General features: G+C 42.5%; 24 protein-coding genes and 2 riboswitches. Of the genes, 9 read left to right on the top strand and 15 right to left on the bottom strand.

What is annotated here, in order from left to right; translation table 11 throughout:
• The first annotated feature begins 250 nt into the window (after window positions 1-250).
• Window positions 251-952 carry a DUF421 domain-containing protein gene (locus JSY36_RS06600; RefSeq protein ID WP_205165787.1) on the top strand — a complete coding sequence of 234 codons (702 nt, stop codon included), beginning with the start codon at window positions 251-253 and terminating at the stop codon, window positions 950-952.
• 59 nt (window positions 953-1,011) lie between these two features.
• On the opposite strand, the gene JSY36_RS06595 is transcribed toward JSY36_RS06600, so the two are convergent.
• Entirely contained in the window at window positions 1,012-3,531 is a 2,520-nt protein-coding gene (locus tag JSY36_RS06595; RefSeq protein WP_205165786.1) for a DUF2339 domain-containing protein, read from the bottom strand.
• Window positions 3,532-3,781: 250 nt separating this feature from the next.
• Window positions 3,782-4,024 carry a glutaredoxin family protein gene (locus JSY36_RS06590; RefSeq protein ID WP_236784645.1) on the bottom strand — a complete coding sequence of 81 codons (243 nt, stop codon included), beginning with the start codon at window positions 4,022-4,024 and terminating at the stop codon, window positions 3,782-3,784.
• Between the two features lie 133 nt (window positions 4,025-4,157).
• Here JSY36_RS06590 and JSY36_RS06585 point away from each other — a divergent pair, with 133 nt between their 5' ends.
• Entirely contained in the window at window positions 4,158-5,726 is a 1,569-nt protein-coding gene (locus tag JSY36_RS06585) for a phosphotransferase (RefSeq protein WP_205165785.1), read from the top strand.
• A gap of 69 nt (window positions 5,727-5,795) precedes the next feature.
• Here the strand turns inward: JSY36_RS06585 and JSY36_RS06580 are convergent, their stop codons facing one another.
• Both JSY36_RS06580 and JSY36_RS06575 read right to left on the bottom strand, forming a co-directional pair.
• The gene (locus tag JSY36_RS06580; RefSeq protein ID WP_205165784.1) at window positions 5,796-6,209 is read right to left on the bottom strand and encodes a DUF1761 domain-containing protein; all 414 of its coding nucleotides are present in this window, start codon (window positions 6,207-6,209) and stop codon (window positions 5,796-5,798) included.
• Window positions 6,210-6,448: 239 nt separating this feature from the next.
• The gene (locus JSY36_RS06575; protein ID WP_205165783.1) at window positions 6,449-7,252 is read right to left on the bottom strand and encodes an AraC family transcriptional regulator; all 804 of its coding nucleotides are present in this window, start codon (window positions 7,250-7,252) and stop codon (window positions 6,449-6,451) included.
• Between the two features lie 187 nt (window positions 7,253-7,439).
• Window positions 7,440-7,543, top strand: a riboswitch (TPP riboswitch).
• 111 nt (window positions 7,544-7,654) lie between these two features.
• Between JSY36_RS06575 and tenA the strand changes: the two genes are divergently transcribed.
• The 5 genes from tenA (at window position 7,655) to JSY36_RS06550 (ending at window position 11,792) form a co-directional block, all read left to right on the top strand.
• Window positions 7,655-8,320, top strand: a complete 666-nt coding sequence (tenA, locus tag JSY36_RS06570) for a thiaminase II (protein WP_205165782.1) — start codon at window positions 7,655-7,657, stop codon at window positions 8,318-8,320.
• Window positions 8,321-8,386: 66 nt separating this feature from the next.
• Window positions 8,387-8,764, top strand: coding sequence for a VOC family protein (locus JSY36_RS06565; protein WP_205165781.1), 378 nt, complete (start codon window positions 8,387-8,389; stop codon window positions 8,762-8,764).
• A gap of 297 nt (window positions 8,765-9,061) precedes the next feature.
• Window positions 9,062-9,208 (top strand): hypothetical protein, encoded by a 147-nt coding sequence (locus JSY36_RS06560; RefSeq protein WP_205165780.1) that lies wholly within the window; start codon window positions 9,062-9,064, stop codon window positions 9,206-9,208.
• Window positions 9,209-9,299: 91 nt separating this feature from the next.
• Window positions 9,300-10,730, top strand: a complete 1,431-nt coding sequence (locus tag JSY36_RS06555; RefSeq protein ID WP_205165779.1) for an alanine/glycine:cation symporter family protein — start codon at window positions 9,300-9,302, stop codon at window positions 10,728-10,730.
• Between the two features lie 165 nt (window positions 10,731-10,895).
• Complete coding sequence (locus tag JSY36_RS06550; RefSeq protein WP_205165778.1) at window positions 10,896-11,792, top strand: DUF899 family protein; 897 nt, start codon at window positions 10,896-10,898, stop codon at window positions 11,790-11,792.
• Window positions 11,793-12,105: 313 nt separating this feature from the next.
• Here JSY36_RS06550 and JSY36_RS06545 read toward each other — a convergent pair whose 3' ends face one another.
• The 4 genes from JSY36_RS06545 to JSY36_RS06530 form a co-directional block, all read right to left on the bottom strand.
• Window positions 12,106-12,501, bottom strand: a complete 396-nt coding sequence (locus JSY36_RS06545) for a GNAT family N-acetyltransferase (protein ID WP_205165777.1) — start codon at window positions 12,499-12,501, stop codon at window positions 12,106-12,108.
• A 293-nt stretch (window positions 12,502-12,794) separates the two neighbouring features.
• A complete protein-coding gene (locus JSY36_RS06540; RefSeq protein ID WP_205165776.1) occupies window positions 12,795-13,625 on the bottom strand; it encodes a MetQ/NlpA family ABC transporter substrate-binding protein in 831 nt (276 codons plus the stop codon).
• 18 nt (window positions 13,626-13,643) lie between these two features.
• Window positions 13,644-14,306, bottom strand: a complete 663-nt coding sequence (locus tag JSY36_RS06535) for an ABC transporter permease subunit (protein WP_205165775.1) — start codon at window positions 14,304-14,306, stop codon at window positions 13,644-13,646.
• On the bottom strand, window positions 14,299-15,048 hold the full coding sequence (locus JSY36_RS06530; protein WP_205165774.1) for a methionine ABC transporter ATP-binding protein: 750 nt from the start codon (window positions 15,046-15,048) through the stop codon (window positions 14,299-14,301). Before JSY36_RS06530 ends, JSY36_RS06535 begins: the two co-directional genes overlap by 8 nt.
• A 269-nt stretch (window positions 15,049-15,317) precedes the next feature.
• Window positions 15,318-15,402, top strand: a riboswitch (cyclic di-GMP riboswitch).
• A gap of 41 nt (window positions 15,403-15,443) precedes the next feature.
• Here JSY36_RS06530 and JSY36_RS06525 point away from each other — a divergent pair.
• On the top strand, window positions 15,444-15,938 hold the full coding sequence (locus tag JSY36_RS06525; RefSeq protein WP_205165773.1) for a hypothetical protein: 495 nt from the start codon (window positions 15,444-15,446) through the stop codon (window positions 15,936-15,938).
• A 177-nt stretch (window positions 15,939-16,115) separates the two neighbouring features.
• Entirely contained in the window at window positions 16,116-19,268 is a 3,153-nt protein-coding gene (locus tag JSY36_RS06520) for a DEAD/DEAH box helicase (RefSeq protein ID WP_205165772.1), read from the top strand.
• A 236-nt stretch (window positions 19,269-19,504) separates the two neighbouring features.
• On the opposite strand, the gene JSY36_RS06515 is transcribed toward JSY36_RS06520, so the two are convergent.
• The 7 genes from JSY36_RS06515 to JSY36_RS06485 form a co-directional block, all read right to left on the bottom strand.
• Window positions 19,505-20,821, bottom strand: a complete 1,317-nt coding sequence (locus JSY36_RS06515) for a YheC/YheD family protein (protein ID WP_205165771.1) — start codon at window positions 20,819-20,821, stop codon at window positions 19,505-19,507.
• Window positions 20,822-20,830: 9 nt separating this feature from the next.
• Window positions 20,831-21,424 carry an SET domain-containing protein gene (locus JSY36_RS06510; RefSeq protein ID WP_205165770.1) on the bottom strand — a complete coding sequence of 198 codons (594 nt, stop codon included), beginning with the start codon at window positions 21,422-21,424 and terminating at the stop codon, window positions 20,831-20,833.
• A 424-nt stretch (window positions 21,425-21,848) separates the two neighbouring features.
• Window positions 21,849-22,328 carry a 23S rRNA (pseudouridine(1915)-N(3))-methyltransferase RlmH gene (rlmH, locus tag JSY36_RS06505; protein ID WP_122899947.1) on the bottom strand — a complete coding sequence of 160 codons (480 nt, stop codon included), beginning with the start codon at window positions 22,326-22,328 and terminating at the stop codon, window positions 21,849-21,851.
• A gap of 69 nt (window positions 22,329-22,397) precedes the next feature.
• Window positions 22,398-22,556: a CxxH/CxxC protein gene (locus JSY36_RS06500; RefSeq protein WP_122899949.1), complete on the bottom strand. Its 159-nt coding sequence runs from the start codon at window positions 22,554-22,556 to the stop codon at window positions 22,398-22,400.
• A 338-nt stretch (window positions 22,557-22,894) separates the two neighbouring features.
• Window positions 22,895-24,124 (bottom strand): S1C family serine protease, encoded by a 1,230-nt coding sequence (locus JSY36_RS06495; protein ID WP_205165769.1) that lies wholly within the window; start codon window positions 24,122-24,124, stop codon window positions 22,895-22,897.
• 267 nt (window positions 24,125-24,391) lie between these two features.
• Entirely contained in the window at window positions 24,392-25,192 is an 801-nt protein-coding gene (locus JSY36_RS06490) for an MBL fold metallo-hydrolase (RefSeq protein WP_205165768.1), read from the bottom strand.
• A 17-nt stretch (window positions 25,193-25,209) separates the two neighbouring features.
• Window positions 25,210-26,010: a two-component system regulatory protein YycI gene (locus tag JSY36_RS06485; protein ID WP_205165767.1), complete on the bottom strand. Its 801-nt coding sequence runs from the start codon at window positions 26,008-26,010 to the stop codon at window positions 25,210-25,212.

Here is a 26,010-nt window from a genome sequence, read left to right as displayed (position 1 = left end):
TCCTATGCGAGTTGCTTCGACGCATAACACTTCGAAGCGTTACTTTTAGAGGAAAAAGCAAGGTTCTTTCTCCCTGCCGGCACCGTCGCAGAAAGCGAGCGGATGGCGTTCAGCGGAGCTTCATCACACATAAACTGACGTAAGGGTATACTCATTAAACATTTAGTCATGCATATCTATCATTCTTGCGAATAAAATGCTCCAAAAATGAGAATACTAGAAAAAACTTCCCGTTTGGAGAGAACATCTCATGGAGCCTTCTTTTCTTGATATGACAATCAAACTCATTCTCGGATTCTTCTTTCTCTTTCTCATTACAAGACTGCTTGGACGAACGACCATCAACCAGCTCACTCCTTTTGACTTTGTTTCAGCAATTGTATTGTCTGAGCTTCTTGGGAATGCCGTCTTTGAACAAAACGTTCCTGTTTATTTCGTCGTCTACTCGATTTTCCTATGGGGAATTCTCCTTGTGATTATGGAAAAAGGACTATTGAAGTTGAAGGGGCTGAGGGGACCGTTGGAAGGAAAGCCTGCGATTGTCATTCGTGATGGGAAGATTGACCGCAAAGAGCTGAAGAAAAACCGGATGAACCTCAACCAGCTTATGAGCCTTCTCAGACAGAGCGAAGTTTTCTCTGTGAGAGAGGTCGCGTTTGCTATTCTTGAATCAAACGGCGGCATCAGCATACTGAAAAAATCAAAGTATCAAAAAGTCACCATTGAAGACTTGAAGCTTCAGGAACCTCCTGTCTACCTCCCTGTGAGCGTCATTTTAGACGGGGAGGTTCTTGAGGATAACCTTCAGGAGCTGGGCTTGACCCGTCCCTGGCTCACAAACGAACTCAGTGCCCGGGGAATCTACGAACCCCGCAACGTCATGTACGCCGATTACCTTGAAGGGGACGGATTGTTTGTGGTTAAAATGTCGGGAGTAAAAGAAAATTCCTGATGATTTATTAAAAAAAGCCGTGGCTTGAATTCTTTCCCTGCCACGGCTCCTATATTTATTTACATCCCTTCCCCCATATCCTGATAGCTGCTTGATACTTTTTGATAGATATACGAGATCCCGAGCAAGGTTACTCCAAAAACAAAGTAGGCAGCAATCTGGCTTACTTCGGTTAAAAACGACAGATCGTATAAAAACAGCTTTCCCGTAGTAAAAAGGGTCAACCCAAGACCGATCCGGCGTATATAGACGTACTTCTTTTTAAACCCGTAAAGAATGTAACCCACCGCTACCACTAAAAAGATGGAGCTGAATACAAAACCAACGTCCCCGAGCTGGAATTGGACAGTTACGAATGCGCCAAGAACAATGAGGAAATAGACAGCCAGTATTGTTGGAAAGAGGCCTGAGTAACGGTCACGCAGAAATCTTCCCAGCAGCTCCCGTCCTATCAAGAAGACCAAAATATTAAACGCAACCAAAAGCCCCAGTGCCATCACGTTCACAGTCGTATTTTCCGTAATCACAGGCTCAAGTACCGGCATTGTGAGGGTAATGATGAATCCGATAAAGCTTCCAAATCCGTAAAGAAATGTGCTGAAATACCCGATGACCTGATCATAAAGGACTTTCCAACGGGAGAGAACGTAGCCGGTCCCGATTGTAATGAATGCGACCATCAGATAATGATAAAAAGTAAAGTAGCTGAACGCCACGGGAACCCACTCATGATAATAGTAACTGCTCTGATAGATGGCATACATCCAAAGGTTAAACACGGCCACGTACTTTACAGCTCTTGGCAGCTCTTTCATCCAAGTGAATACTCCTGTTCCTTCCAGACGTTTACGAGCGTAATAGACCGCTAACGTGAGAAGCCCGGCTGTTACAGCAAAATATCTAAGATTAAAGGACTCAGACATCCCCCAGGGTGAAGCCGTAATATACAGCACTTCCATAATAAACGCCGCCATTGTTAAGAAAAGGATACCCCAGCCCGCCCGTTCAAGGTTCGGAAGTTTCTCCCGGTTCGCATAAACGATTAAGACAAAGGCTTCAATCAGCCACCCCAGGACGAACCATTCTGCTTCAAACTGGAACGGGATCACGAGCACAGCAAATGTAACCGCCGTTCCGTAAAACAAAATCCTGGCTTGTTTTTCCCGGGGCACTCTCTTTTCAACGAATTTGCCCAACCCGGCGTAAAGAACACAAAAGAGGGCGGCAAGTATACCCGTAAAACTGCCCCAATTAAGATCGTAAAACAAATAATACATCACAGAACATCCAAGGACTGTGTTTAATCCGAGCATCGTCACATCCATCCACCTGAGCTTTTGCTTGTGAATGAACGGATACCCGAGCGTCACCACTGTATAGACCGCAAATGTGAGCACAGCGTAAATCATGCTGATTCCCGCACTTCCCGCCAGCGCAATCAGGATAAGAAACGCCGGAATGTGGAAGGCAAAGCTGATATAGCTGACAATGTTCCACCGCTTCTTAAAAGATATCCAGAGTATAGCACCATTTAAAATAATCAGGTACAGCATCGCTGCATAGACCGAAAACCCTTCAAGCCCGAATGCGGACATATAAGAATAAAAAGGAATGTAGCCTCCCACAAGTCCCAGGGAGATCACCGTTCTTGAGCTGTAACGCAAAGAAAGTAAAACCGCTGCAGCAGTTACGGCAACTGACAGACCAAGAGCTGTGTACAGCCCGATAATAGTGAGGAGGAAATAACTGAAGAAAACCGAACCATACAGAACAGCTGTCCCTCCGCCTATAAGGCCCAAACCAAAGGTTTTCTTGTGTTTACGAATGAGCCACTCTCCCCCGGCCAGCATCATCAGTCCCAGCCCAAAAAACGTTGCCCCTTTCAGCTCTTCTGTAAACCAGTTTGTATAAGAATGCCTGAAAGCCGCAGCGACCCCAAGTACAATCAGAATAATCCCGATCTTATTAATCCAGTTGAGACCGATCAGCATTTCAAGCTGGTTTTGTTTCATTCTTTTCTGCATTACTTTTTCTGAAACCGGCTCATTTCCAATCGCATTGAAAGCCGCGCTGTTCTCCTGCCTCCATTCTCTTTCCTTTAAAAGAAGGGCTTCTTTATGGATTCTGATATTCTCCTCAACTTCCTTGGAAAGCTGTTTCATTTTTGCTGAGAGCTCCAGGCTCAAACCATCGAGTTCATGTTCGGCACGCTTACGGAGATCAGCTATTTTACTCCGGGACTCATGTTCAAGGTTTGTGAGCCTGTTTTCGTGAGGTTTCATTCCCTCGCCAAAATAGGTTTGCACCTTCTTTTTGGAGATGCTCACAATGTTCCACTTTTCGTTTAACATCTGTTCCTGCAAAGCCATTCGCATTTTTTGGTTTTCTTCTTTAAGCTTCTCGTGATCTTTGCCTAAGCGGTCCGCCCGTCTTTTATACTCACTTGCCATTTCCCGAAGCTTCGTATTTTCCCCAATGACGTCGTTGGATTCGAATTCAATTAAAAGCGCTTCATACTCTTTCGTCAGTTGCTCCTGTGCCAGCTTCATCTGCTTTAACTGTGCTTCAAACCGCTCCATCCCCGCATCCTCCCAATGGAAAAGTTCTACTTTTTTCCATTATACTTCATAAATAGCCTAATACGTTTGACTATTCTGAATTTTATCCACTTCATAAACATATTTTATTTTTCTCTCTTCTGTTCAGTTATGAAAGACAAATCCAATCAAATATATGCCTGAAAGCCTATCCCAATTCTGTTTCACGTGAAACAAAGACAAAAAAAAGGACCCACCAGCAGTAGTTTGGTCAGTCCTCTTTGATGATGTTCTATTGTGTTTGTTTGATCTTTTCAACCAGCGTTTGAAGTTCAGGGTTCATCCCTTTAACCGCTTCGCCTTCAAAGACCGTTACCGGTACTCCCATAATGCCGAACCCTTCTACTTCTTTTTGATACTCACGGCTGCTCATCACATCACGCACTTCAAAATCAATGTTGTTTTCCTTGAGCATTTGCTTGACGATGTCACATTCCACACAGTTTTGCGTTGAATAAACGATCACTTGAGACATGGTTATCACTCCGTTATGTTTACTTTCTTCCATTGTAAAGGCATGGATATACTTTGTCCAAGGTCTTTCCACCTTCTAATTGACAGCCTCTCTTCCTTCCGGTTAAATTACAGATGTAAAGGAAGTGACGAACGTGAATCAGCTTGATGAAGGGAAGCAGCACCACCGTAAGCGGGAATGGAAAAAAGCCATTGCGTGCTACGAAACATACATAAAAGAATCTAAAGGTACCGCTCCTGATCAGGTGTTTCAACTCCTGGCACGGGCACTGCGTTTTAGCGGACACCCGAAAAGGTCCCTTACTGTTATTCAACAGGGGTTAAACCAGTTTCCGGAAAGCGAAACTCTCTTAGTGGAGCTGCACCAGCATTATGACTTTACCGCTGAATGGAAAAAAGCAAAATCAGTTGCAAAGAAACTGGTGAAATCAGACCCCGGGAAACCTGATTACCTCTTTCGCATGGGACGGACCTACTCCTTTCTTGATGACTACTCCAAAGCAAGACAAACATATAAAAAGGCACTTGAACGAAATCACCTTACATCCTTTTCTTCATTAATTGAAAAAATTGAGGACAGTTTTCCCTACTCGTCTTCTTCATACACATCCCATTACAGCTATGTAGACGGTAAAAATAACTTTGGCGCTATTCTTCATGAAAATGCGCATCATCGCTATTTCACGAAGATTTCTGCCCTGACCGGGAAAAAGAACGGAGCTGCCAGGGAGGAGTCTTTTTATATGGAGGTGTGTTCCGATTTCCCTGAGCTTAAAGCCTTGGTGCCGGGTTTTGTGAACACCCGGCATCTTGACGGTCTCAGCTATCTGACGATTGAGATGATCAATGCCACCCCCAGCGATAAAAAGCATGCACAGCAGGTCGTGAGGGCTTCACACAAACTTACGCGTGTTTCCTATAACGATATCATCCGTAAGTACGCCCCTCCGCGATACGTTTATCAGTTTAAAAAGGGCCGGGCGATCTCTGTCGTTCATTTCTTCACTCAAATCCATAAGGAATCTTACAACAAGAAGCTGTTTTTATCCCTTCATACCATCATGAAACAGCACAACTACCCTGAAGCGGTTCAACAGGTCATAACGAGGCTGGAAAAAGCCATCATGGCCAACCAGCTCTACAGACAAATGGTGCCCGATGAACATTATTCTTTGCTACACGGGGATTTTGCCTACCAGAATGTCCTTATAAATAATGAGGATTCATCACCGCAGATTATCGATTGGACAACGTATACCGTCGGTCCTCGCTTTATTGATACTGCAAGGTACGTAACGAGTCTCCGCTTACCATTTGAGGAAGTCAACAGTCTTTATATACAGGATAAAGAAACGGGAGGTTCCCTTTCCTCGGTTGAGAGGGTGTTCTTTCTTTACTCTCTGATTGTGTTTTACTTTCAAAAGTTCGGACAGAAGGATTTAGAAACCGAAATATCCACCACTATGCTGCCCGCTTTGGAAGAGCTTGAGCGGCTGGTACTGAACATAAACGGAGAGGTGAAAAAGATGAATAAAGAGGCGGATAAAAACCTCAAGCTAAAGCAGCTTGAACATCGCATTGAAGTGCTTGAAGAAGTACGGCGTTATATGAAAAAACGTTTGGATGATGTATTGAACAGCAGGTCCTGGAGACTTACCAGACCTATTCGGATTTTTACGGAAGGGTTCAAAAAGGAAGACTAAAAGCTAGAAGGGCTGTCTCACCCAAAGTGGAGACAGCCCTTCTTTCCACATCAAAAGGAGAATTTCCCTTTAACGCCAAACACCTAAAATAAAGCCTATCAGCGTAAACGTCACAACATGGTACCCGGCATTAATAAGAAAAAGTTTTACCGGTTTTCGTTCAAACAAATAGGTAATACCCATAGCAGCCGCCACCCAGAAAAGCCCTGCCATAAATCCTGCCGTAGCTCCAATCGCCGCATTCCTCTCAGGACCAAGAAACACAACAAGCACCCAGGCAATGACAAAGGACAGCACAAAGGCTCCCCCGAATATGGCTACCATATTCCCTTTTTTAAAAGTATCCTCGGTGAAGCCGTTCAGCTTCATCCACGCTTTACCGAATACCACGGAATACCATAGTCCACCGATAAAAAAGGCGGATAAAGCTGCCACTAATACTGCCAGATAATTAATTGATTCCATCGATTGCTGAAAATCCATCTGCATCTCCTCTTCCAGGCCTATTCTCTTACTTCCTTGCTTCACTCTTCTTATTTTAAAATAAATGGTCATAGCCAGTATTGTAAAAATCGGACATCTTTTTGCATTGCTTTGCGAAGATTTACAAATACGAAAGATGATTCTCCATAGATTGTTGCTGGTTTCACTTCCTTTAGAGTACAGAAAATGAAGGTGCAGCCTGCGTGCTCATCGCTTTCATCATTTTTTGTGAATAGGGGTTAGAGAAAGTTTTGGGCTGCAATGGCCCGTGACCGGTATTCCTTCGGTGTCATTCCTGAGAATCGCTTAAATTCTTTATTGAAGTGGGACTGGTCATAGTATCCGAGCCGCTCAATGACCGTTGAAACATCCATTGAAGAGTCTGAATGAGTGTATAAATGACTACAGGCCCTTTCAAACCGGTAGATTTGTGCAAGAACCTTCGGACTGACACCTGCATGGTCTTTACAAATCCTCGAGACATGCCGTTGTGAAAACCCCATTAATAGAGCTAAATCTTTTAGGGACAGTAAGGGTTCACCTCTGATCTTATCTATAAGTGCTGTTAGCACAACATGAGACTTTGTTTTTTGCTCATTAAGCTTCAAAAGCAAAAAAGTATCAAGCAAAGTAAAGATCTCGTCATTATTCCTTGCAGATGCTATCTGTTCATATAATTGTTCATAAAACGTCCCCCAGTAATCACTCAGGTTTTCTACGGCATTTACGGTTTCATGAATGGGAAGGTTGAAGAAAGGAAAAAGGCCCTGAGGATAAAATCTCACTCCAATAAGAGACGACTGACCTACATACTCTATCTTTAACGGTTCATGATGAATGCCTGACAACCAGGCTTCCTTTACCTGCCTGGTTTTCCGGTTTGTCACATTGTAATTTCCTTTAAGAGCAAAAATCATCTCTACTTTTCCATTTGGAAGAATCGTTTCCTGTTTCTGTTTATTACCTTGATCAAGATCGACACTCCAATAGCTTTCTACCCATGGAGCCAATGCAGGATGTGGTTGTTTTACTGAAACGTCCATACTTTCCTCCAAATTTATAATGGTTTTTATTACCTACTGTCATTTATTCTTGAAAATGAAGCGATCATCCTTTTATTTTCAGTAATTTAGCCCTTTGTTCCTGTCAGTCTGTGTATTCGTTCATAAAGAAACCGAATGGCTTGATTTTCCACCTCTGTTCATTTATGCTTCAAGTAGTTTCATATACAAGTTCCACTAGGGGTGCCCGGGCAAGGGCTGAGACAAGCATGGCTTGATCCCTTTGAACCTGATCTAGTTCATACTAGCGTAGGGAAGTGGTATCGCAGTACTTCAGCATGCCTATTTGCGATCCGCGCCCTTCTTATCCTCATGAGAAGGGCGTTTTTTAGTACCTCCTTCCTTACAACTGGAGCTTGTAAAATAAAAAGGAGGGCATTATCGATGAGTTTTACAAAACAATTGCGAGAAGAAGCAGACCCGTTATTTCAAAAGGTTTACGAACATCCCTTCGTTCAGGGAATTCGTAACGAAACACTGGAAAAAGAACAGCTGATTCACTATGTAAAGCAAGATTACGAGTATTTAAATGCCATGATTCAGACAAGGGCGCTGACAATGGCGAAATGTACAACCCGAGAAGAGATGACGCTGCTAAACGAGGGCATCGGCTTTATCCTTAACGATGAAACCCATCCACACAATAATTTCTGTTCCGTGGCCGGTGTGTCATTTGAAGATCTTCAAGGGCAGCCATTAGCTCCCGTCGCCCACCACTACAGCCAGTTTATGATGCAGACAGCCAGTAACGGCACTTTGGGAGAGGCTTTGGCCGCAGCCCTTCCCTGCCCGTGGATTTACCTCGATATCGGTGAGCGGATGATCAAAGAAATCAATCATAACAAAAACCACCTTTTTTATGACTGGATCGCCTTTTACGGAGCTCAGGAGATGCCCCGGATTAACCAGACAACCGAATGGCTCGATGAACTCGCTGAAAAAGCCGGTCACGAGGAGCGTGAGAAAATGCGCTCCCACTTCCTTACTGCCTGCCGCCTTGAATACATGTTTTTTGACATGGCCTATCACAAACACGATTGGCCCATTTAATAATAAAAGGAAATCTTCTTTCCCTGGCGAATCCATTAACGGTAGATTGGAAAGGAGCGGTCACCTATGGAATCAGCCATTCAAAAGGTAGGACAGATCGGCATCCCTGTTCAAGAAATCGAACGGGCTGTACGCTTTTACAAAGAAAAACTCGGTCTCCCCCTCTTGTTCAGCACCGGCAGCATGGCCTTTTTTGACTGTGAAGGCTTGAGGCTCATGCTGACCATGCCGGAAAAAAAAGCGTTTGATCACCCAAGCTCGGTTATCTATTTCACGGTTAAAGATATCCGAAAAGCTTATGAAGATTTACAGCAAAAGAGCGTTGTATTTATTGATGAGCCGCATCTGGTCGCTAAAATGGGAGATACGGAAACATGGATGACTTTTTTTAAGGACGGAGAAGGAAATACTCATGCTTTTATAAGTGAAGTTAAAGCAAAGTAATGTCGTCAGTGAGGGCAACGCATAAGGGATAATCCCTTTGTGTTGCTCTCTTTTTGTCTCTATAGATGTTCACGTTATCCATATGTATGTTGCACAAAATAAAGAAGTGAGTAAATAAATGGACAATGTCATAGATTTTTTCAACGGCAAGTCAATAAAAAAATGGAAACACAAGATTGCGAGAAAAATAATCTCAAAACAGCATCTGACGGCGTATACATTGGTAATATGGGACGGCCCAATGGCGGCAAAAATCAAGGATTTAATAAGACAGCTCGAGTTTAGAAGTGAAACTAAATGCCCAGTGGAAGGCACTGCTATAAAAGTGAACTGATCTCAGATGCTCTGGAGGATCTGCAATTTCCTTATGAAATAGAAGGGAAAGAAATAGACGTTTTGATAGGTGAAGACGGTCATGTGTGGGTTGTTTACAAAAGTGATTAACTAGAATTATGTAGTTTTTTGTCGAATCGTGTTGATTTTATACACAAAGTATTCTATGATAAATAAATAATTTTCTGAAAATACAGGAGGGATGCAAAACGTCATGGATATGTTAAATGACATTATCTGGTCTTACTTTGTAATTTACGGTTTATTGGGTCTTGGCCTCTACTTTACGTATAAAACAGGATTCATTCAGTTTCGTTACTTAAAAGAAATGGTAAGAGTCATCTTCGAGAAATCCCCTGAAGCTAAAAAGGGAGAAAAATCGATATCATCATTTAAATCTTTCTGTATCGGATCGGCTACACGAATCGGGACGGGGAACCTTGCCGGTGTGGCTGTAGCTGTTACGCTCGGCGGTCCCGGTGCTGTCTTTTGGATGTGGGTTGTAGGCTTGCTCGGAGGCGCTACCAGCTTTATTGAGAGCACCCTCGCGCAGGTCTATAAAGTAAAAGACAAAGACAAGCCCGGGACATTCCGGGGCGGACCTGCCTACTACATTACAAAAGGCCTCAACAAAAAATGGCTTGGTGTAATCTTCGCGGTTCTTATCGCCTTTACCTTCGGACTTATCTTTAACTCGGTCCAGAGTAATACGATTTCCGCAGCTTTTGAAGGGGCCTTCGGATTCAATACAACAGCAACAGGTATTGTCCTTGTCATTCTATCCGGTATCGTCATTTTTGGCGGTGTGCACCGGATCGCAAACGTAACGAGTGTGGTCGTACCGATTATGGCTGTTCTTTACATTGCTGTCGCTCTTTTTGTTTTAGTAACGAACATTTCCCAGCTTCCAGCCGTGCTGAGCCTGATCGTAAACAGTGCATTCGGTCTTGAGCAGGCTGTCGGCGGTGGTATCGGAGCTGCCATTATGCACGGAGTGAGACGGGGACTCTTCTCGAATGAAGCTGGTATGGGTAGTGCCCCTAACGCAGCAGCGACGGCACATGTTTCCCACCCTGCCAAGCAAGGGTTTATTCAAACGTTGGGTGTGTATATCGATACGTTAGTTGTGTGTACCGCTACTGCCTTTATCATTCTCATTTCAACCGACCTTTCCCAGGCAGGAAATGAGGAAGGAATTAATCTTCTCCAGACGTCACTGAGTACGCAAATCGGCGGCTGGGCGAGCATTTTCATCGCAGTTGCCGTCTTCCTGTTTGCTTTCAGTTCCATTATCGGAAGCTACTATTACGGGGAAACAAACATTCAGTTTATTAAAGATAACAAAACGGTTCTTAATTTGTACCGCTTCGCCACGATGGGTTTTGTGATGATCGGAGCCGTTGCAAGTCTCGGGTTTGTCTGGGAGCTTGCGGATATCTTCATGGGTCTGATGGCCATCATTAACCTTGCGGCTATCGCCCTCTTAAGCGGAATTGCGGTTAAAACACTAAAAGACTATCAAGCACAACGGAAACAAGGCCTCAATCCGACCTTCAACGCTTCCAGACTCGGTATTAAAAACACGGAGTGCTGGGAGGAGAAAGAAGAAAAGAAAGAGCGGATTGTGTCTTAATTTACATTAGATATAAAAAAGTTGCACTGGGACAAGTCTCACGTGCAGCTTTTTTCATTTGCATTTTTTTGTAAAAATAAAGGTGATAACACATCAGCGTTGAATGGTATAAGCAAATAAACCAAAATTGACATTTCTGTAAACTGCAAAAATGGGAGGAAGATAATGGAGACCATTAAAAATGAAATCATGCAGCTGGAACAAGAACTGCTGGAGAAGAAGCGGAAAATAAAGCAATTACGCAGGCAGATCCAGGGAGAGCCTGTCCGAAACTACTGTTTTTTATCCTCTAATGATAAGGAAGTTACCATCCTCGACCTGTTTGGCGACCACGATGAATTAATTGTGATTCACAATATGGGAAAAAGCTGTTCATACTGCACGATGTGGGCTGATGGGTTTAACAGTATCTATCACCATATTCGAAAAAGAGCCGCCTTTGTCGTTGCCTCTCCTGATCTTCCTTCGGTGCAGGAAGACATCTCAGCTGAACGGAGCTGGATTTTTCCCATGATTTCAACCACAAACAACACCTTTACTGAAGATACAGGCTTTAAAAAAGATGACCTTACCTCCCCCGGGGTTTCTGTTTTTACAAAGGATAAGGATCAAAACCTCTTTCACCACACCTCCTCCAGGTTTGGACCGGGAGATGAGTACTGCGTTGTCTGGTCATTATTCGATCTCCTCCCTACAGAGTCCGAAGGCTATCATCCTGAGAAAAAAATAAATAAAAAATCACCTTTCCAACTTACCAATAATGTTGCGGTACAAGTTAATGATTATGAAAACGCCCTTCACTTCTACCAAAATGTGATTGGCATGGAACTCAATACTATTAACGAAAACGAAGCAAAACTTTCGATTAATCAAACTCATTTCTTTTTAGAAAACCACCCTTCACAATCACGTACCTTCTTTGAATTTGCTGTCGATGACTTCCAACCGGCTATCGACCTGTTAATTCAAGAAGGATGCAAGGTCACTAAAACATACAGCGAAACCAGCGTCATGATTGAAGACCCCTACGGTATGGCGTTTCACGTGTTTGAAGCAGGATAAATGGGAAACTCTAAGAAACCCTCTTCAGTTGTAAAATTAAATTCATCCCTGTAAAAAAGACGCTGTTATAGAATAACATTATGAAGACCTTTGACGTAAACACAATGAAGCTGCGTACTTTTAAAACAACAATTGAATTTCCTGAGTTAGAAAAGACACTTAACATTTTAATAAAAAAATTCTTCATCTGAGTATTTATAAACCTCAGCGCATCACTGCTGATAATCCTATCATTCTCAGCAGTATTCTTATAGGAAACTCAAAGGAAGAGATTAGGAAAGACTGCCCTCAATTGAAGTCGGGGCAGTCTTTATTACTTTATATTATTGTATTCTACATAGGTGTATCGACCTACTTTACGTTTCTTTACAAATCCATATTCCAGAAAGAGCGATAGACTGCTTTGGGTACAATAAGCGTACATCCTTTTGGATCCAGTTCCCTTTATTTTCTTTATTCTCTTTAACCTTTCAGTAAACAACTTTCTATAAATCCCCATACCCCGATATTCTTTCAGCACTATATCACTTTTAAAAACAATACCTTTCTTTGTTCTGCGAAAGGCAACAACACCAATTAATGTAGTGTTATCGTAAGCCCCCAGCCAGGACATCCCTTTAAAATCTCTTAATTTCAGACCTTCTGCTTTATAGGCATTTTTTACTGAGAGGGCCGTTTTATAGTTAATTCTTTTAATCACGATCTCCATTTACGTTCTCACCTCTTGGAATATAGAACCTTTTTAATACTATATTCTGAGATGTGAAAATGGTATGGACAGATAACTTCAGATCCTTTTAAGGAGCTAACGAAAATGAGTATGATTCTTTTATTACTGATGTTTTCATAGATAAAGCAGATAAACCCGACGCTAGGACAGTACCTGGGAGATTGTTAACTTCTATCAAATAAGAATATATTTTCACACCGGCTTACCCTGCTCAAAAAAAAAACAGGGCATTCGCTGTAAAACACAACACGAATACCCTGTTACGATGATAGTCAGAACGCCGGAATGGCAGTCTCATCGTAGTTTTCTTCTAAAAATTCACGTACTTCATCACTTGTCATGGCTTCAGCCAGCTTTTGAATGGCCTCGGAGTCCGCATTGTCTTCACGGGCCACCAGCGTAATCGCAAACTCGTTATCGGTTCCTTCAGTGAGAAGGGCATCGCTTTTTGGAGTAAGCCCGAGAGGTGCCGCATAGGCCGGTGTCATGACAACAGCATCGGCATCATCGTACGTTCTCGCCAGCATCAGCAGGTCCACTTCTTCAAATTCATAATTATTCGGGTTTTCAATAATGTCTGCTTGGGTGTAATAGTTACCCGTCTTTTCCTCCAGTGTGATGACGTTATGCTGGTCCAGTAATGCCAAAGAGCGGTCGATGTTTGAAGCGTCATTTGCAATGGCGATGACGGAACCTTCCGGCAGGTCATCCATTGAATCATATTGTTCCGAATAAACGCCGTAATTAGCGAAGTAGATTTCTGTAATCGGCTCTAACTTTGCATTATTGTTACGGTTGTACTCCTCCATATAAGGAACGTGCTGAAAGAAGTTTGCATCCACTTCCTCGTTGGCAAGAGCCGTATTAGGCTGAACATTATCCCCAAGTACTTCTATTTCAAGGTTAATGTCTTCCTCTGCCAGCATTGGTTCAACCAGCTCAAGGATTTCCGTCATCGGCGGGATCAAAGTAGCCACCGTTAATGTCACTTCTTCTTCGGGCTCGTCCTGCGCTTCTTCTGTATCGTTTCCTTCATTTTCCTGACCACCACAAGCAGCCAAAAAGAACACACTCATCGTCATGAGTAAAAATAGCTTTTTCATCGTATTTCCTCCTGTGTATTACCTTTTATCAATCTTTCTTGCTATAGTCATCCCCGTAAATTGAATCGTCTGTACAAGGATAACCATAATCACGATCATATACATCATTAACTCGGTTTTGAACTGCTGATAGCCAAAGCGGATCGCAAAGTCTCCGATCCCGCCGCCACCGACGACACCCATAATCGTCGAGTAGGAAATAAAGCTGATTGTGGACGTGGTCAGTCCAACCACAAGCCCAGAGCGGGCCTCCACGTACAAAAACTTAAAAATCACAGACTTCACCGATGCTCCCATGGAAACGGCCGCTTCCAATACCCCTTTTGGCACGTCCAACAGGGTTTGTTCCACGAGCCTGGAGTAATGGGCAATCGCAATGATCGCCAGCGGGACTGTCGCCGCCGCTGTTCCGATCGCCGTTCCGATAATGAACCGGGTAAAAGGAATCAAGAACACGACCAAAAGCAAAAACGGAAACGACCGGATGATATTGACCAACAGGTTTAGCGTGGAAAAGGCCGCTCGGTTCTCAAGAAGATTTCCTTTTCTGCATAAGAACAACAGCGTTCCTACCGGTAAGCCAAGCAAGACCGCGGCGAGGATGGATACGCCCACCATAATGAACGTTTCACCGATGGCCTGCCATATTTGCGCTTTATATTGAACGAGAATGTCAGTCACGGTCCACTTCTCCATCCTTGGCGAGCTGGTCTACGAAGTACTTTGGATTGTTGTCGATATGCTGGACGCCTTTGGGCTTTGTTCTCACCGTCTCATACACTTCCCCGTTCGCCATGACGGTCACTTGCGTGCATAAGCTTTTAATCACGTCCATCTCGTGACTCACAATCACAATCGTTACACCAAGCCGCTTGTTCACGTCTTCCAGTACTTTGAGCACTTCAGCCGTCGTATTCGGGTCCAGTGACGACGTTGGCTCATCGCACAACAAAAACTCGGGCTTGTTCGCCAGTGCCCGAGCAATGGCCACACGCTGCTTTTGTCCTCCGCTTAACTGGGCCGGGTACTTTTTCATAAAGTCCTCAAGCCCGACAAAGCGAAGACACTCCTCCACCCTGCTCCGCCGTTCTTTTCGCGGGTAGTTGGAGAGCTCAAGTGACACAGCGATGTTTTCATAGACCGTTTTATTGGCTACCAGGTTAAACCCTTGAAAGATCATTCCAATCGATTTCCGGGCGTCACGAAGCTTCTTCCCGCGAAGTTTGGTCAAACCCCGACCGTTCACTTCCACCGCTCCCGAGTCCGGAACCTCCAGCAGATTGATTAACCGAAGGAGCGTCGACTTCCCCGCCCCACTCGCGCCGATAATACCGTATATCTCGCCTTTATCGATCGTAAGCGACACGTCTTTGATCGCTTCAAACTGTTCAAACCGTTTATTTACGTGATGCAATTGAATCATAAAAAAACCCCTTTCTTCAGTTGAAAGGTGATCACAACGGTCCTATTATAGCCTAGTGTGAAGGGGTTGTCACTTGGGGTTTAGGTAAAGGGTACGTCTGTGCTTGATGAGCCACTCTTTCAAATATGGTAAAGATTAATTAAATATGTAAATATTTGTCGATATTATTTTGTACCTATTTTCATTACACCCATATATAATTCAAATTAGAGACATTGCACCATTATTTTCTCAGTGGCCACAGAAAATAAGGATCAAAGTCTTAGGCATTATATAAGGGAAGCGATGAAGTATAACCCTTAATTGGACACCTTGGGTTATATGAAGCCAGTGGTGTAACCGGCCCTCTTACTTAAGTTTTGAGAATAATAATTTATTTAAGAGGAGAAATGATGATGAAAAAGATTATATCGGGATTAACAGCAGGAGCATTGGCAATGTCATTATTTATCGGTTCAGCATTTGCAGGGGGAACAATCGATTATTCTAATGGACAGGGCTTTGTAGGTAAAGGAGATGTCCAGTCTGCATTGGGGTACAATAATTCACAATTACAGCAAAATGCTGATAAACTTGAATTTACCTATCAATCAGTAGACACATATGAAATTACAGTTGAGTGGACCACAGGTGAAGGAACTAGAGGAGAAAAAACCCACACTGTTGAGCACAAAAGAACTTCAACTTTTTCAAGTGATGTTGATTACGACACTAGAAAGGCGAAACAAGTTACTGGGTTTTATCTAGAAGGATTTGCTAACGAGACTACGGAAGGAAACATTCCTGAAGTTGGTGATGAATTCCCTGGAAACTCAGGCCATAAAGTTAAAAGTGTCGAGCTTGTTTCAAGTACCGGTACACTATTTGTAAATGGAGTAGAAATTCAATAATTCTATCAAACCTTGTTTCATTATTAATAAAACTTTAAAAGATCTTCTCATTCTCATGAGAAGGTCTTTTCTTTTTTGCTATAAATCTCTCAAATCAAAGGAAACGTGTGGTAACAACGGATTGCACCTGGTACAATCATACCAAATAAATCCAGAATCAATGAAAGGACACCTGCAATGATGAAACAGGGGATCTATGAAGAGATCATCAGCCAGAAACTGTATAAAGAGTTAGCTCAATCGGATTCGGATATTGATATTGGCCGTATACCTTTGGATGTGGAAGAGGCGAGAAAGGTTTTATCATCTTACATTAGTTCTGTTACAAGAAAGGCTTTGCAGCATGTTCGTGAGCGGGAAAAGGATGATGGCAATGCCTTGCTTAAACAGATTCAAACCTGTAATGAGATTATTCAACTGCTGAACCAGAGGCTGGATGAAAGCGAGTTTGATTCATTACAGATAGCCGAAGAAGGTGAAGTGTTAACCCATATTTACTGGAAGATGAATACTACGAGAAGTATAAAGAAGCAAGAGGTCATTCGTCCGGTTACACCTATTTCGGAGAGCTCATTGTTCACTGGTTCCAGCTATGAGCCAAACATGCTGGGGGAGCTGAAAAAAGAAATCCTCTCCTCTGATTCGATTGACATGCTTGTTTCCTTTATTAAATGGAGCGGTCTCCGTATTATTCTGGATGAACTGAAGACCTTTACTGAAAATGGAGGAAGCCTCAGAGTTATCACCACTTCCTATATGGAGGCAACGGATTATAAAGCCATACAGGAGCTCAGTCGGCTGCCCAACATAGACATCCGCATTTCTTATGACGTAAAACGAACTAGACTTCATGCAAAAGCCTATCATTTCAAAAGAGTAACGGGATTCAGTACAGCTTATATCGGTTCTTCCAACCTTTCAAACCCTGCTCTCACCTCTGGTTTGGAATGGAATTTGAAAATAACAGAAAAGGATTCTTTTGATGTACTGAAAAAATGTGAAGCCACTTTTGAAAGCTACTGGAATGACCGGGAATTCAAACCGTTTCATCATGAAAATAAGGAAGACCAAAAAACTTTGAAGCTGGCACTGGATAAAAGCGCCTCGGTTGCTGAGACCGCTGTTCAATACTTGTTTGATATCCAGCCCTATTATTATCAAAAAGAGATCCTGGAGAAGCTTCACGTTGAGCGTGAGGTTCATCACCGGTATAAAAACCTTCTCGTAGCTGCTACCGGTGTTGGCAAAACGGTGATTTCTGCTTTTGATTATAAACGGTACCGTAAGTTAACCAACGGGCCTGCTAAACTATTATTTGTGGCTCATCGTGAAGAAATATTGAAACAAAGTCTCGCAACCTTTCGAACGATTTTGCGGGAAACGGACTTTGGTGACATGCTCACAGGCTCCCACCACCCTGCTTCCTTTGATCATCTCTTTGTGAGTATCCAAAGTTTAAACAGTAAAGAGCTTCACCAGCACATCACGCATGATTTTTACGATATGATCATTGTCGACGAGTTTCACCATGCAGCTGCCGACTCCTATCAAACACTGCTCACTCATTTTAAACCGGACATTCTCCTGGGACTGACCGCAACACCGGAACGGATGGATGGAAAAAGTATTCTGCCTTACTTCGATCACCATATTGCTGCTGAGATGAGGCTGACGGAAGCCATAAACCAGAAACTTTTAAGTCCTTTCCAATACTTTTGTGTAACAGACACTGTTGATTTATCAGATCTCAAATGGTCAAGAGGAGGATACGACACAAAAGCTCTCGAGCACGTGTATACGTCAAATGATTTACGAAGCAGCCAGATCATCAAAAGTCTCCAGAAATATGTGACCGATGTCCGTGATGTAAAAGGACTGGGCTTTTGTGTTTCAATTACTCATGCAGAGTATATGGCTGACTTTTTCACCAAATCGGGTATCCCTTCCATCGCGTTGCATGGAGGCTCAAAACATCAAGTTCGTTCAGAAGCGCAAAGGATGCTTGTATCCGGGAAAATTCATTTTATTTTCGTCATTGATTTATACAATGAAGGCGTCGACATACCGGAAATTAATACGATCCTGTTTCTCAGGCCAACCGAAAGCTTAACTGTCTTCCTTCAACAGCTAGGCCGTGGTCTTCGGCTTCATGAAGATAAAGAGTGTCTAACTGTTTTGGACTTCGTCGGACAAGCTCACCTGAACTATTCCTATGAGGAAAAGTTGCGATCGTTAATCGGTAAGTCCAAACATTCCGTTCAACACTATGTTGAGAATGGCTTTTTCAACATACCGAAAGGCTGTTTTGTTCAACTGGAAAAGCAGGCTAAAGAATATATCCTAAGAAACATTCGCTCTTCCACAAACACGAAAGGCAATCTTATATCCAAGCTGAAGACCTTTGAACAGGATACCGGCTGGCCTGTAACACTGAATAACGTTCTTACACATTATCATCTTGACCTCTATGATTTTTATGGCGGAAATAAGGATCGAAGCTTTCTTCGACTGTCAGCTGAAGCAGACCTTATTGATGATTTTTACTATGAAAAAGAGAAGTGGCTTACAAGCCGCCTCCCCAACTTGCTTCACCTGAATTCTCAGAAGCTGCTGGCATTTTTAAGAAAGTATATTAAAGATAGACAAATAGAGAGTAAAGAACAGGAACTTATGATCAACATGTTTTATTATTCTTTTTATCAACGTCATCCTGAAAAAGAAGGGTTCTCTTCTATTCATGAAGGAACAGAAAAAATTCTCGAACACCCGGGATTTGTTTATGAAATAGAACAGATTTTAGCTGTCCTTTATGATAATTTGGAAACAATTGAGCTGGAATCAAACTTTCAGTTCCCATGCCCGCTTCAGGTTCACAGCCAGTACTCAACAGCCCAGATCCTTGCAGGATTTGATTTTTACAGCGAGGAAAAAAGCCCGGCCTTTCGTGAAGGAGTCAAACACATTAAAGACAAGGACTTGGACATCTTCTTCATTACGCTGAACAAATCAGAAAAGGACTTCTCCCCCTCCACTCTTTACGAGGATTATGCGATTAATGAAAAACTCTTTCACTGGCAGACACAAAGCCGGGTAAGTGAAGAAAGCCCGACCAGTCAACGATACATTCACCACCGTAAAAACGGCAGCAAAATTGCCCTGTTTGTCAGGGAATACAAAAAAGTAAAAGGAAGCATCGCGTCCCCTTTTATCTTTTTAGGAACAGCCAAGTATATCAAGCATTCAGGAAGTAAACCAATGAGTATTGTCTGGGAGCTCGACGAGGAAATGCCTGCTTATTTGGTACCGAAGGCAAATAAAAATATATTATAGATGGTTTAAAAGTATAAAAGCTTTTTGTCACTGTGATGAACAGCATTATGGAAATGAGCTTGATGAATATTTGTGACAAGGTTCACCGTGTTATATCTAAGTAAGGTTTTTAATTCACTTTCCTAACTACCAACATAAAGAACATTTTTTAATACCATTTTTATAAACGCTTTGTAACTATGTTCATCTTTGTATAATTATCTTAATAAAAAAATAAGAGCTAGCACATCCAAATGCTAGCTCATAGCTTTTTTCTCTAAATACCTTATGACACACTCTATAATTTGTTCAAACATATCATAGTCATCAAGATAAAGAGGAGACAAAAGTTGTTGGTGTACATTTGCTTCAAAGATCCAGATCTTTTCATTTTCATCTAACCCAAAATCTAAGCCAAAATCCATATACAGGTGTTCAGTTGCATCTAATGCCACAGTAACTTCCTTTCCAATTTTTATCATTTCCTCTTTCTTTCTTGCTATTTGTTCTGGGGTATAATCAAATTGTATTTTAAGCATCTCTTCAAGTGTTCGCCCATTCGTTTCAACTAACGTATGAATGGTAAACCCTCCAACAGCACCTAACCAACCTAGAATACCTTTACATTCCCATTTTTCCTTTACATCCTTTGTGAATATTAAACGATAGTCAATTTTTCGATTTTCATACGTTTTTAAAGAAATAAATTGCTGAAAGATAGAATTATCCTTATGTTTTTCTAAGAATTCTACCATTTCATCATTAGATATACAGATAGAGTCATATGTTAAGTTTTTTGTAACGATATAGTTATCTTTTTCCCTTGTAATTAGGTAGATTCCATATCCTAATTTCTTTTTTGTATGCTTTAATATTACTGTATCATAATTTCTTAATAGATCGTCTAACCTGCTTTTTGTAATCTCATTGGTCGTTTCAGGTAAGTGTTTTGCTATTTTATCATGGTCCTTTAACATTTTCCAAAATTCATATTTATTAAAACGATATGAATTTAATATCTTTCCTTTCATTTTCTTTTCTAACTCCTTTGATACGGACAACTTACGATAAATAACTCCCGGAAAAGGAAAAACCTTTTCATCCCAAGTAGATGTAGATTTGTTATAGACATACCCTTTTATTTGTTTTTTTCGATAATTTATTTGATCCGTTGCAAAAAAATAAATTACCCCACCTATCTTTTCCATCATTTTTGCATAGACGTCATACCTTTTTTTCTTATCTTCATTAGAAAAACGCTTTTCTAAATATCTTTTTTTATGAGTGAATAGTAGACCTATTAAAGGACCAATGATTAATTTACCATCTTCATATTGGCAGTTATAACGATAGCAAGTATCAATCATTAATTTATCAATACTGCTTTGATCTATTTTAATAACTTCCTTAGATACCTTTTTAGTTATATACATTGTTACTTCATATTGACGATTTCCATAACAAATGCCTATTCTCTTTCTTTTCTTATTTAGGCCTATTTTATCAGCTAAAATAGGATTTATCCTGAGAGAGCGTCTCGATGACTTTATCGCCTTTACAATAGTAAACGACATCTCTTCCCCCTATGGTTTGTCTTCAAAGTAAAGAGATTTTATTGACTCAATTACTTCTTTCTGTTCTGCAGCAAGTTTCATTTTCTTTTTATCCTCGCTTGGAATCAGGAAACCAAGCGGCTGTTCAACTTTGTCAACAAATTGATAAGCATTTAAAAGTAATTGGTCCCATTCTTTGTAATACTCGAGTAAGTCGTCCTTACATACGTAAGTTCTCTCCACTCCTTTTTCAGGTAGACATGCAAATGGCTCCTCTAAATTCAAACAGCCATACTCGTCCGTTAACTGTGTCCCTGGTTCGATGTCTTTGATGGCAATTTCCGAATCATAAGGCGTACTTATACAATTCGCTTTGAAGCTGTGATTTACAAATTGTCCTAAATCCCAGCTAAGAATGTATCTTCCTTTATGATCTCGATACGAATATTTTTTTACCTGATTTCTCCTTTGATAATCAAGACTCTCAACGAAGGAAGGATCGAGCACTTGGTCTAAATCATCTAGTGCCCATACTATTGTTCCCTTTGGAATGAACTTTGTCGCAAACACTCCAAACCCTATTTCATCATTTACATAGCGAAGCTCAGTGTCTGGATGAATCATTACTGACCTCTCCTTTGTTTTTAGTTCTGATCATTATATGTGGACCTGTTTTTTCCGTTCCAATAAATGATAATTAAACTAATATAGGAAGAACACTGACGCTTCAGTTTTAAGAGAAACAGCTGAGCTAAGGAATATTTTGAACAAGGAAATTGGATTATATGCAGTCGGAAACGAGGTAGACTAAAGGAGAAAGTAATACGAGTGAAAAAACTATCAAACAGGAATGTGAATGAGCTCAGTACTTATTATGTCTAATAAAATACTCATGGAGGTCGGAAATTATATTTCCAATCATGAAGGTGGAGTATCTCCCGATTATGAAAAATATAGAGTGTATTTGTAAGGAAAGTGAATTTTTGGTCAGGTCTTTGGAACTTGTCTACCCTATTTTGCGCTTACGAAATTTTTTTTAAAACTTCATCTACTTATGATACGGTTCACCCCGATTAATCTTAAACGCCCGATACACCTGCTCCACTAAAATCAACCTCATCAATTGATGCGGGAATGTCATATCTGAAAACGACAGCTTTCCGTTCGCACGCTGCAAGACCTCATTACTCAGACCGACTGATCCGCCGATCACAAAGGCGACTTTGCTTTTGCCGTAGGTGGCCAGGTTATCCATTTCTTTGGCGAGGCGCTCCGACGTCCATTTCTGTCCTTCGATGGCCAGGGCGATTACGTGGGTGTCGGGGCTGATTTTCCCTAAGATCCGCGCTCCCTCTTTTTCTTTGACGATCTGCATGTCTGCTTCGCTCATGTTTTCAGGTGCTTTCTCGTCAGGAACTTCCACAACCTGAACGTTCGCATAAGCCGACAGGCGTTTGGTGTATTCGGCAATTCCCTGTTTTAAGTACTTCTCTTTTAGTTTTCCGACGGTTACGATGGTGATATTCACAGGTGCATAACCCCTCTCAGAATAGTTTTCCACAATAGTTATCCACATTTCCACAGTTTTTCTGTGGAGTTATTTGTCGATTCGGTACAAAGCCTTGCTATCACAGTATTTGCAAGCTGTGGACAACTGTTCTTCCTCTGTGAGTTTGTCGATTTTTGGTGGAAGAGCGTAATAATCGACAATATCCTCGATTGCCATATCTATGTGCTCACTGCAGCTGAAATACATCATCTAGTCCTCCTGTATCGTTGTTTTTCTCTTCTTTATATTCAGTTATCAACACGGTTCTGTGGATAACTTTTTGTTGTAAACCCTTACTCTCCGTTAAGTTGCAGAAGATATGGGAAATGATATCCATATAACTTATCCACATTTATGGATAACTTATTCATACCTTCTCTATTGTATAGAAAGATCGGTTCAAAGCCAAGGTATCGTGCAGACCATCCAGCGTAAAGTCTGACGAACGACCTGACTATCCATAAAATCCTGTAAGGACCTCTCGACACCAATCTTTAACGGACAACAAAAAGAACCAGGGGACGCTTATCTCCTGGTCCTGACATCTAAGAAATCTGTTGCTCCAGTGTCATTTCAACCTGCTTCTCTTCACCGTTACGGTAAAACGTCACTTCCACAGTGTCACCAATCGACTTTTCTGTGTAAAGGAACTTCCGGAGGTCGTGGGTATCCTTAACTTCTTCCCCGTCCAGGGCCACAATCACGTCTCCTTCGCGCATGCCTGCGTCAGCCGCAGGGGAACCTTCTGTTGTTCCTTCTACATACACACCGCCGGTTACTTCTTCAGGAAGTCCCAGTGTATCATGCCAGTGGAAGCTTGGAATTTCCTGCAACGAACGGATATAGACACCGATTTGCGGTCTCCGCACTTCTCCAAACTCCTCCAAATCTTCAATGACCGGACCGGCAATCGCAGTCGGAATGGCAAATCCGATTCCTTCGACGGACTGCTGGGCAATCTTCATAGAGTTAATGCCGATTACCTGTCCCTGTATGTTTAACAAAGCTCCTCCGCTGTTACCCGGGTTGATGGCTGCATCGGTCTGAAGCACTTCTGCATTCCAGTCCGGCTGGCCGTTCCCGCTAGTATCGATCGGAATGCTTCTCTCTACGGCACTGATAATACCCAGTGTCACTGATCCCTCAAAGGAGAGAGGGTTCCCGATCGCAATGGCCGGCTCTCCCGGTCGTAATGTGTCAGAATTCCCAAACTCAGCAACTGTATCTACTTTTTCTGCGTCTACTTTAAGTACGGCTAAATCTGTCAGGGCATCTTCTCCAACAAGCTCTGCAGGAATACGCGAGCCGTCTGAGAGCGTCACATCAATTTCCTGTGCACTGTCGATCACGTGCTGGTTGGTTACAATAAAGGCATTGTCTCCATCCTTTTTATAAACAACACCTGATCCTGTACCTTCACCGCCGCGTTCCCAAAAGCCTCCGCCGGATGTCTGGCGGATATTTACAACACCTACTACAGCATCGTTTACCTGTTCGACTGCTTCAATGACTTCAGAGGTCACGGCTACATTTACGCCCTGCATCTCAGGGACTGCCTCCCCGCTCTCTGTCATCGTCTCCACAGCTTCTTCATTTCCCGCTGTTTTCGGCACCACATCGTAGGGCAAAAAGCCGTTGGATGCCAGAACAGGGACTGAAAATACAACGAGAAGTGCGCCAAACACCGCCCCCAGAAAAGAAGCAGCGCCTGTCCTTTTTGAAGACCGCTTTTCCTTGCTGCTGCGGGACTGTGTATGATTATCGTAATACCCCATTCCATGACCCTCCTTTATAAACTCTGTTTCTTTGTAAAGAAGAACCTCTCACCATGGGTGAGAAAAGTACCGAGTCCAAGCTCTCATACTTTGATTATATTTTATAAAATCCAGCGTTTCCCGTCTATTCAGACTGGTTATTTTTGATAATTTTCCATACACAAATACGATTTCCCATTTTGACGAATTTTAGACTATTTCCGGTAATAAAAAAGCAATGGCTTCCTCCCTGTCCATTAAACGGGGGACAGTGGTTCTGCTCATTGCTTAGACGGTCGTCAGGGCTGTCGGGCGGTCAGGGTCGGTGTCATAAAGCTTAAGTGACTTTCCTTCCTGGTAGCCTCTTTCCTCCAGCGTCTGTTTGACCGTCATACGGGCAAGGTCTTTCATATTATTATCTTTACTCAGGTGAGCCAGGTAAATGCTCGTCGGTTTGTTATTCGTATCAAGTATATCTGCCATGGCGTGTGCCGCATCCTCGTTGGATACGTGACCAAGATCACTTAGGATCCGCCGCTTCACACTCCACGGATACCGTCCCATACGAAGCATATTCATATCATGATTGGATTCAAAAACATAAGCGTCGGCTTCGCCCACAATCCCTTTCATCCGCTCACTCACATAGCCGGTGTCGGTGATGACCGACAGCTTCCGGCCGCCGTGGGCAAAGGTAAAGAACATAGGCTCTGCCGCATCGTGGGAAACACCGAAAGATTGTACATCCATGTCGCCGAATACTTTCGTATCTTCCACTTCAAAATGAAACTTCTGGTCCGGTGTAAGCTTCCCGAGCATGGAATCCATGGCGTTCCACGTTTTTGCGTTCGCATAGATGGGAAGCTGATAGCGCCTGGCAAAAATACCGGCACCTTTAATATGATCGCTGTGCTCATGAGTGATAAACAGGGCGTCAAGGGAAGACGGATCAAGGTCATTCTTTTCAAATAACGCTTCCATCTTCTTCCCGCTCAACCCCGCATCAATAAGCACACGCTGATTGTCCGTTTCAACATAAATTGCGTTGCCTGTGCTTCCACTGGCCAACACACTGAATCGTAAGCTCATGCTGTATGTCACTCCAGTCAGTCATTTCGGTTTCGCACAACATCCCCGTCAAGAGCATTCACATAACGGTAACGGTCATCGAGCATAATACGCCACATCGGTGCGTAAAACTCCGGTGCACTCACTTCATTCTGATAGACATTATAATAGCCCAGTTCAACATCATCATCATCGATCGTCAGGTCCGTCCCCACCAGGTTCGCTTCAATAAGCGCTTCAATTGCCTGAAGAGGTGAAATCAGCTCCTGCTCCTGTTCCAGTTGCGGCGTGAGGTCGAGATAGCGCTGTGAATACCGCTCAATTTCCATGTCTTCATTTACTTCAAGCTTCACATGGGAATCTCCGCTTAAATAACGGAGAAGCTCATCTTTGTGAGTCTGAAAAGCGCGGATATAACCCTCTTCTTCGTTAAAATACCCGAAGGCATACTCATCCCCGTTTAAGAGATTTCCTCCAAGAAAGGCGTTTACACTTCCGGACAAATTGCTCGGAATGAGCCTGTGGGACTCCTCAAGCTCAACGACAATTTCATACTCCTGCCGGTCGATCTCCACTTCCTGACCTTCGTAATCAACCTTCACTTCTTCTTCATTAAACGCTCTTGGAAATCCAGTTACGTGATAGCCTGTTGGTGTCCGGCTTGGATCACTAAGCTCAATCTCAAGGTTTTGGTTCTGGAGGAGGTCCTGGAAGCTGGGCTGGGCCATTACGCCTAACTGGCTTGAATCACTGCGCTTTTCGATCAGCTGATACACCAGAAACACATTCAGGCAGAAAAACGTAACAATAAGGATTGTTTTTGCTCTGCTCCAGTCCAT

Source organism: Alteribacter salitolerans (assembly GCF_016901055.1).
In the GTDB taxonomy this organism is placed as follows: Bacteria; Bacillota; Bacilli; order Bacillales; family Salisediminibacteriaceae; genus Alteribacter; species Alteribacter keqinensis.
This window is presented reverse-complemented; position numbering and strand designations above follow the sequence as displayed.

What these genes read in the sequence shown, in the direction of transcription:
- JSY36_RS06600 (WP_205165787.1), top strand. Translation starts at nt 251, where the DNA reads ATGGAGCCTTCTTTTCTTGATATGACAATCAAACTCATTCTCGGATTC.
- JSY36_RS06595 (WP_205165786.1), bottom strand. Translation starts at nt 3,531, where the DNA reads ATGGAGCGGTTTGAAGCACAGTTAAAGCAGATGAAGCTGGCACAGGAG.
- JSY36_RS06590 (WP_236784645.1), bottom strand. Translation starts at nt 4,024, where the DNA reads ATGTCTCAAGTGATCGTTTATTCAACGCAAAACTGTGTGGAATGTGAC.
- JSY36_RS06580 (WP_205165784.1), bottom strand. Translation starts at nt 6,209, where the DNA reads ATGGATTTTCAGCAATCGATGGAATCAATTAATTATCTGGCAGTATTA.
- JSY36_RS06575 (WP_205165783.1), bottom strand. Translation starts at nt 7,252, where the DNA reads ATGGACGTTTCAGTAAAACAACCACATCCTGCATTGGCTCCATGGGTA.
- tenA (WP_205165782.1), top strand. Translation starts at nt 7,655, where the DNA reads ATGAGTTTTACAAAACAATTGCGAGAAGAAGCAGACCCGTTATTTCAA.
- JSY36_RS06565 (WP_205165781.1), top strand. Translation starts at nt 8,387, where the DNA reads ATGGAATCAGCCATTCAAAAGGTAGGACAGATCGGCATCCCTGTTCAA.
- JSY36_RS06560 (WP_205165780.1), top strand. Translation starts at nt 9,062, where the DNA reads ATGCCCAGTGGAAGGCACTGCTATAAAAGTGAACTGATCTCAGATGCT.
- JSY36_RS06555 (WP_205165779.1), top strand. Translation starts at nt 9,300, where the DNA reads ATGCAAAACGTCATGGATATGTTAAATGACATTATCTGGTCTTACTTT.
- JSY36_RS06550 (WP_205165778.1), top strand. Translation starts at nt 10,896, where the DNA reads ATGGAGACCATTAAAAATGAAATCATGCAGCTGGAACAAGAACTGCTG.
- JSY36_RS06545 (WP_205165777.1), bottom strand. Translation starts at nt 12,501, where the DNA reads ATGGAGATCGTGATTAAAAGAATTAACTATAAAACGGCCCTCTCAGTA.
- JSY36_RS06540 (WP_205165776.1), bottom strand. Translation starts at nt 13,625, where the DNA reads ATGAAAAAGCTATTTTTACTCATGACGATGAGTGTGTTCTTTTTGGCT.
- JSY36_RS06530 (WP_205165774.1), bottom strand. Translation starts at nt 15,048, where the DNA reads ATGATTCAATTGCATCACGTAAATAAACGGTTTGAACAGTTTGAAGCG.
- JSY36_RS06525 (WP_205165773.1), top strand. Translation starts at nt 15,444, where the DNA reads ATGAAAAAGATTATATCGGGATTAACAGCAGGAGCATTGGCAATGTCA.
- JSY36_RS06520 (WP_205165772.1), top strand. Translation starts at nt 16,116, where the DNA reads ATGATGAAACAGGGGATCTATGAAGAGATCATCAGCCAGAAACTGTAT.
- JSY36_RS06515 (WP_205165771.1), bottom strand. Translation starts at nt 20,821, where the DNA reads ATGTCGTTTACTATTGTAAAGGCGATAAAGTCATCGAGACGCTCTCTC.
- JSY36_RS06510 (WP_205165770.1), bottom strand. Translation starts at nt 21,424, where the DNA reads ATGATTCATCCAGACACTGAGCTTCGCTATGTAAATGATGAAATAGGG.
- JSY36_RS06500 (WP_122899949.1), bottom strand. Translation starts at nt 22,556, where the DNA reads ATGTATTTCAGCTGCAGTGAGCACATAGATATGGCAATCGAGGATATT.
- JSY36_RS06495 (WP_205165769.1), bottom strand. Translation starts at nt 24,124, where the DNA reads ATGGGGTATTACGATAATCATACACAGTCCCGCAGCAGCAAGGAAAAG.
- JSY36_RS06490 (WP_205165768.1), bottom strand. Translation starts at nt 25,192, where the DNA reads ATGAGCTTACGATTCAGTGTGTTGGCCAGTGGAAGCACAGGCAACGCA.
- JSY36_RS06485 (WP_205165767.1), bottom strand. Translation starts at nt 26,010, where the DNA reads ATGGACTGGAGCAGAGCAAAAACAATCCTTATTGTTACGTTTTTCTGC.